Source organism: Streptomyces sp. NPDC060000 (genome assembly GCF_042737375.1).
Taxonomy (GTDB): Bacteria; Actinomycetota; Actinomycetes; order Streptomycetales; family Streptomycetaceae; genus Streptomyces.
Window position 1 is genome coordinate 1 of the sequence record NZ_JBHWUU010000164.1, and the last position, 5,804, is coordinate 5,804.

Annotated in this window: 4 protein-coding genes and 2 pseudogenes; all 6 read left to right on the forward strand. The window is 69.3% G+C overall.

All coding sequences use genetic code 11. The features are described 5' to 3' along the window. Positions 1-186: 186 nt before the first annotated feature. The 6 genes and pseudogenes from ACFWBB_RS42250 to ACFWBB_RS42275 all read left to right on the forward strand — a co-directional run bounded on the left by ACFWBB_RS42250 (position 187) and on the right by ACFWBB_RS42275 (position 5,488). Positions 187-1,749 (forward strand): sugar ABC transporter ATP-binding protein, encoded by a 1,563-nt coding sequence (locus ACFWBB_RS42250; protein ID WP_385284531.1) that lies wholly within the window; start codon positions 187-189, stop codon positions 1,747-1,749. Then, positions 1,746-2,747 carry an ABC transporter permease gene (locus ACFWBB_RS42255; RefSeq protein ID WP_385284533.1) on the forward strand — a complete coding sequence of 334 codons (1,002 nt, stop codon included), beginning with the start codon at positions 1,746-1,748 and terminating at the stop codon, positions 2,745-2,747. The genes ACFWBB_RS42250 and ACFWBB_RS42255 overlap by 4 nt, the downstream gene beginning before the upstream one ends. A 730-nt stretch (positions 2,748-3,477) precedes the next feature. Continuing rightward, positions 3,478-4,424, forward strand: a pseudogene (locus ACFWBB_RS42260) (transposase); the annotation flags it as partial. A gap of 53 nt (positions 4,425-4,477) precedes the next feature. After that, positions 4,478-4,722, forward strand: a pseudogene (locus ACFWBB_RS42265) (carbamoyltransferase C-terminal domain-containing protein). 21 nt (positions 4,723-4,743) lie between these two features. Then, positions 4,744-5,229, forward strand: coding sequence for an NUDIX hydrolase (locus tag ACFWBB_RS42270; RefSeq protein WP_385284537.1), 486 nt, complete (start codon positions 4,744-4,746; stop codon positions 5,227-5,229). Between the two features lie 127 nt (positions 5,230-5,356). Beyond that, positions 5,357-5,488, forward strand: coding sequence for a hypothetical protein (locus ACFWBB_RS42275; protein ID WP_385284540.1), 132 nt, complete (start codon positions 5,357-5,359; stop codon positions 5,486-5,488). The last annotated feature ends 316 nt before the right edge of the window (positions 5,489-5,804 follow it).

The window sequence follows — 5,804 nt, forward strand, 5'->3', positions numbered from 1 at the left end:
GGTGGTGGGCTGTTTATTTTTTTTTTATTTCAGGGGGTACTACTCCGCGGTTTTTGTTGGTCGCCGCCGTATCTTCCCCTAACCCGGCGCACCGGGGGGGGGGTGTTGTGGGACAACGCGACTCCACCCCGGCACGCCCCAAGACTAAGGGGAGCATCATGAACTCCGAACAGGAACCGGGCCGATATGTCCGCCATCGCTGACCCCGTCACCGCCGGTGCGGGCGGATCACCACCACCGGGCGGCCCCATTCTCCAGGTCTCCGGCCTGACCAAGCACTACCCGGGCGTCGCGGCCCTGGACGGCGTCGACCTCGGCGTGGACGCGGGGGAGATCCACGTCCTGATCGGCGAGAACGGTGCGGGCAAGTCGACGCTGGTCAAGTGTCTGGCCGGCGTCGAGCGCCCGGACGCCGGGACCATGGTCCTGGCCGGATCACCGCACCGGCCGTCCGGCTCCGCGGACGCCCTGCGCGCGGGTATCCAGGTCGTCCACCAGGAACTGGCCCTGCTGCCCGCCCTGACCGTGGCCGAGAACCTCTTCCTCCAGCGCATGCCGCGCCGCTTCGGCGTCGTCGACCGCGGTGCCATGCGCCGGCGGGCGAAGGGCCTGCTCGAACAGGTAGGGCTCGACGTCTCGCCGGACGTCCGGGTCGACCGTCTCGGCATCGCGCAGATGCAGCTGGTCGAGATCGCCAGGGCGCTGTCGACCGAATGCCGACTGCTGATCATGGATGAGCCGACCGCGACGCTCACCCCGCGAGAGACGGCGACGCTGTTCAAGGTGATGCGCCGGCTCAAGGCCGAGGGCGTCGCCATCGTCTTCATCTCCCACCACCTCGACGAGATCTTCGAGATCGGCGATCGCGTCACGGTGCTGCGTAACGGCACCAGCGTCGCCGCCCGACCGATAGCCGGGATGGACACCGGCGAGCTGGTCCGGATGATGGTCGGCCGCGACCTGGCCGCCGAGTACCCGCCGGTCTCCGAGCGGCCGGCGGGGGAGGAACTGCTGCGAGTCACCGACCTGCTGGTCACCTCCCGGACGCCGCCGATCTCGTTGACGGTACGCGCCGGTGAAGTCGTCGGCGTCGCAGGCCTCGTGGGGTCCGGGCGTACCGAGGCGATGCGCGCCATCTTCGGCGCGGACCCGCCGGCCGGCGGCACCGTCGCCGTGCGCGGGAAGCAAACGCGCATCAGCCACCCGCGCGACGCGGTCCGGCACGGCATCAGTTTCCTCACCGAGGACCGCAAGGCCCAGGGCCTGGTCCTGGACCTGTCGATCGCCGCAAACATGAGCCTGGCCAGCATGAGCCGGGTCAGCAGCAAGGGCCTGATGCGCCACAGGGCCGAGATCGCCGCGGCCCGAGAGCTGTCGGAGAAACTGCGTGTCAAGGCCACCGGCCCGGAGCAAGCGGTCCGCGCACTGTCCGGGGGCAATCAGCAGAAAGTCGTCCTCGGCCGCTGGCTGGCCGCCGACGCCGACCTGCTGATCGTCGATGAACCGACCCGCGGCATCGACGTCGGTGCGCGCTATGAGATCCACCAACTCCTGCTGGACCTGGCCGACGACGGCAAGGGCGTCCTGGTCGTCTCCTCCGACCTGCCCGAACTGATCGGCATCTGTGACCGCATCGTGGTCTTCTCCGCCGGACGTGTCGCAGGCGAGGTGACACGCGCCGACTTCGACGCCGAGCGCATCCTCACCCTCGCCTACTCCGGCTACCTCAAGAACGGAACGGCAGCATGACAACCCTCAGCGTGGCACGGGCCAACCCCCGTGCGAGCCGGTTGCTGAGCCAGGTGCTCGGCGAGGCCGGCATAGGCGTGGCCCTGGTAACCCTCACGGTGTTCTTCCTGGCCGCCGCGCCGCACTTCGCCACCACCGGCAACGTCCGCGACATCATGACCCAGATCACGCTCAACACGATTCTCGCCGTCGGGATGACGTTCGTCATCCTGGTCGGCGGCATCGACCTGTCGGTCGGCTCGGTGATCGCACTGTGCGCGGTGGTGGCGGGCTCGTCGATGGAGCACGGCGGCGCGGGCGCGATCCCGCTGGCAATCGTCCTCAGCGTCCTGATCGGTGCGGCCTGCGGCCTGGTCAACGGCCTGGTCACCGAGCGGTGGCGCGTCCCGTCGTTCATCGTGACCCTCGGGATGCTCTACGTGGCCCGTGGAGCGGCAGAGCAGTACACGCACGCCGCGACGATCTACAGCCTTCCGTCGGCGTTGACGGACTTCGGTACCGCGACCATCGCCGGAGCCCCGGCCGTCTTCGTGGTCGCGCTGCTGATGGTGGCCGGCGCGTGGTTCGTCCTGTCCCGTACCGTCTTCGGACGCCTGGTCTACGCGACGGGCAACAACGAGGAGGCCGTGCGCCTGTCCGGGCACAAGACCACGCACATCAAGGTGGTCTGCTTCGTCGTCGGCGGGCTCTGCGTCGGTGTGGCGGCCGTCGTCTACATGGCACGCCTCGGTGTCGCCAGCCCGATCCTGGGCCAGGGCTACGAACTGAACGCGATCGCCGCCGTGGTGATCGGCGGGGCCAGCCTCACCGGCGGCCGTGGTTCGGTCATCGGGACGCTGCTCGGCGCGTGCCTCCTGGGCATCCTGACCAACGGCCTGCTGCTGATGGGCGTCTCCGACTTCCAGCGGACGATGGTGACCGGCGCCGTCATCATCGTCGCGGTAGTCCTGGACGCCTACCGCAAGAAGCTGTCGACGCGGCTGTCCACCACGTCCTGACACCGTGCCCCGGACAGGGTCTCTTGGTGATCCGGAAGGCGTTGGGTCTCACCGGCTGCCAAGAGGCCCTGCGCTTCTGCCCAGGCGGGTCCTTAGCAGGTACGGGGGACGCCGGTTCACCGCGCGTCCAGGGTGCGCCTCCGGATGTGCAGCTGCGCACGCACAGCCGGTGCCCTGCCCGGGCCCAGCCAGAACGGACACACCGCAGGAGGGACATAAGAGCAGACTGCCAAGCCGCCGTGTGGCACGGAGGGCTGAGCAGGATCTGCGTGGGGCAGCGGGTACGCCGCCGAACGGCCAAGCTATCAGCGACACGGCGTCCGTAAAGTCCCTCGATAAGGCACCGGCCGCCGCTTCGCCGGACAGAAACACTTCCCCTCACCAGGGGAACGTTCTCCATTCAGCATGGAGTACCCGCATCGTTCGCTCGCCCACCCGGCATAGGCCGTCACCCAGACGCCACAGCCGTTCCGTCCATTGGCCCCCGCGTGCGCTCATCGAGGCCAACAGACCAGCAACACACCAGGTCAGCCGCCACCCCGTACACCAACAAGCCGCCTCCAAACGTCAGTGGCGTAGCTTACGTGGTTGCTTATTGATCTTGGTTGTGGCCTGGTGCCTGCGTTCCTGCTGGTTGCGGGCCTGCTCTTGATTGGACAGCAGGGACGACCGTCCTTCACTCTTCGAGATGTTGAGTAACGGAGTGTGAAGGACGGCCGCTGTGACGAGTCTGCCTGCCGAGCCCTCGAAGGTCGATCCCTTCCTGGTGTTGTCCCGCTTTCGGGTCGCTTTCTACGACTGCCTGTACACGCGTGCGGACGCGCTCTTCGAGCTGACGGATGCGGTGTTGTGCGCGGACGGCCCGGTCACCTCACTGCCGGAGCTGACCCTGACAGCCGAGATGCAGCGCGGTCACGGCGCGATGTACGCCGCGCTGAACACCGGCTGGCTGGAGCCGGCCCGCTTCCGCAACCTGCTCGCCTCAATGCCGCCGCCCCGCGCGGACGACGGGCGGATCGTGCTCGCGGTCGACGTCTCCCCGTGGCTGCGGCCCGACGCCCCCACCAGTCCCGACCGGCTGTTCTGCCACGTCTACGGCCGATCCGGCCGCAGCAGCGACCAACTCGTGCCCGGCTGGCCCTACTCCTTCGTCGCCGCCCTGGAAACGGGCCGGACCTCCTGGACGGCCCTGCTGGACGCCGTCCGGCTCGGCCCCGCAGACGACGCCGCCGAAATCACCGCCACCCAACTGCGCGAGGTCGTCACCCGGATCACGCGTGCCGGACACTGGAAGAGTGGCGATCCGGACATCCTGATCGTGACGGACGCCGGCTACGACGCGCCCCGCCTCGCATACCTCTTGGCCGGCCTGCTTGTCGAGCTGGTAGGCCGCCTGCGTTCCGACCGGGTCCTCGCCCGTGACGCCGGCCCTGCCCGATCCACCCCGAAGGGCGGCCGCCCGCGCCTGCATGGCGCTCCCTTCACCCTGGCCAAGCCCGACACCTGGCACACCCCGACGCCGTCACTCTCACCGACACCACCCGCTACGGCACTGCGACCGCGCAGGCATGGGACCGCCTCCATCCCCGCCTCACTCGGCGCAATGCCTGGATCGCCCAGCTCGACGAACTCCCCATCCTGCACGGCACGTTGATCCGGCTCACCGTTGAGTACCTGTCCCCAGCCCGTTCATGCTGCTCGCCCCGCCCGTCCGCCCCGACCACGCCGACATGATCGCCGCAGTCGTGCACGTCGACGGCACCGCCCGCGTCCAGACCTCGACCCGGCCACCGCCCCCGCGTACGGGGCCTTGATCGAGCACTTCCACCAGCTCACCGGAGTGCCCGTCGTCCTGAACACGTCCTTCAACGACCGCGAACCCATCGTCGAAACCCCAGCCCACGCCCTCGCCCTCCTCCAGGCCTGTGACCTGGACGCGGCGTGCATCGGCCCATACCTGGTCGAACGGTCCTGACCCCCCTCTGGGGGCTGCCACATGGAAGGCAAGACGACCTCCACGCCGCCACTGAGGGAAGCAGCCCGCGCCATCGTCATGGATGCAGACGACCGCGTCCTGCTGCTGCGCTACGACGAGAACGGCGACTTCTGGGCGACGCCTGGCGGCTCCCTGGAGCAGGGTGAGGACCACGCCACGGCAGCCCTCCGTGAGCTGGGTGAAGAGCTTGGCGTCGACGAGAAGGCGATCGAGCTCGGGCCCCAGCTCGCGGAGCGCACCAAGGATCATCTGGTCGGCGGGCGCGAAGTACGGCAGGTGGAGTTGTACTTCCTCACCCGCGTCTCCGCAGCCGATGTCGACCCGGCCCGTGCGACGCAGCCCGACAACATCCGCGAGCACCGCTGGTGGACCCTGACCGAACTGCGCACCGGTCAGGAGACGGTCTACCCCGTAGGCCTCGCCGACCTGGTCGCGGCCGTCGCCGCAGGACGCACACCGCCGCAGCCGGTTGTCCTGGCCGGCTGACAGCACGACCCGTCGGCCACACCGTGTAACTGCGCGTCGTCGCGGGGCCGCTGTCGCCTGGATACCACCCGATTGAGGGAGGCTACTGGTGTACTCGCCTCCCCCTGATCCGAACACGGAACAGCGCATGCGCGCCCACCATGCCCGCGCCGCGAAGGCCCTGGGCATGCAGACCGAGCCGGGCGGGGAGTTCTGGGGTTGGGCCGGGCGCACCCTGGGTGCCCCGGCCCGCTGGCGGGCGGTCAGAGGTCGCGGGTGATGAACTGGTCCCACTTGTGCAAAAGCGCCTGAGTTCGCGAATACTGAGCACTCGGCGCCCCGAACCTGGGCGTTCGTCGCGGCCGACCGTCGACCGCTCTCGCTGCCCGCCTTCTCCGAGCCCGCTTCCGACGCTCCCGTACCCGCCCAGGCGGGTGGGCGCCGGCTGATGCCGGTCGAGCAGGGCGCCGACTTCCGCCAGCCGCCCGGCGAGCCCGAGCCCGAGCCCGAGCCCGAGCCCGAGCCCGCACCCGCCCCGGCCCGACGTCCGCTCGCCCCCGGCGGCCTCACCTTCTCAGACCTGGACCGCGATATCT

Bases quoted from the DNA above. Each gene is read 5' to 3' on its own strand.
- ACFWBB_RS42250 (WP_385284531.1), top strand. From the start codon at position 187: ATGTCCGCCATCGCTGACCCCGTCACCGCCGGTGCGGGCGGATCACCA.
- ACFWBB_RS42255 (WP_385284533.1), top strand. From the start codon at position 1,746: ATGACAACCCTCAGCGTGGCACGGGCCAACCCCCGTGCGAGCCGGTTG.
- ACFWBB_RS42270 (WP_385284537.1), top strand. From the start codon at position 4,744: ATGGAAGGCAAGACGACCTCCACGCCGCCACTGAGGGAAGCAGCCCGC.
- ACFWBB_RS42275 (WP_385284540.1), top strand. From the start codon at position 5,357: ATGCGCGCCCACCATGCCCGCGCCGCGAAGGCCCTGGGCATGCAGACC.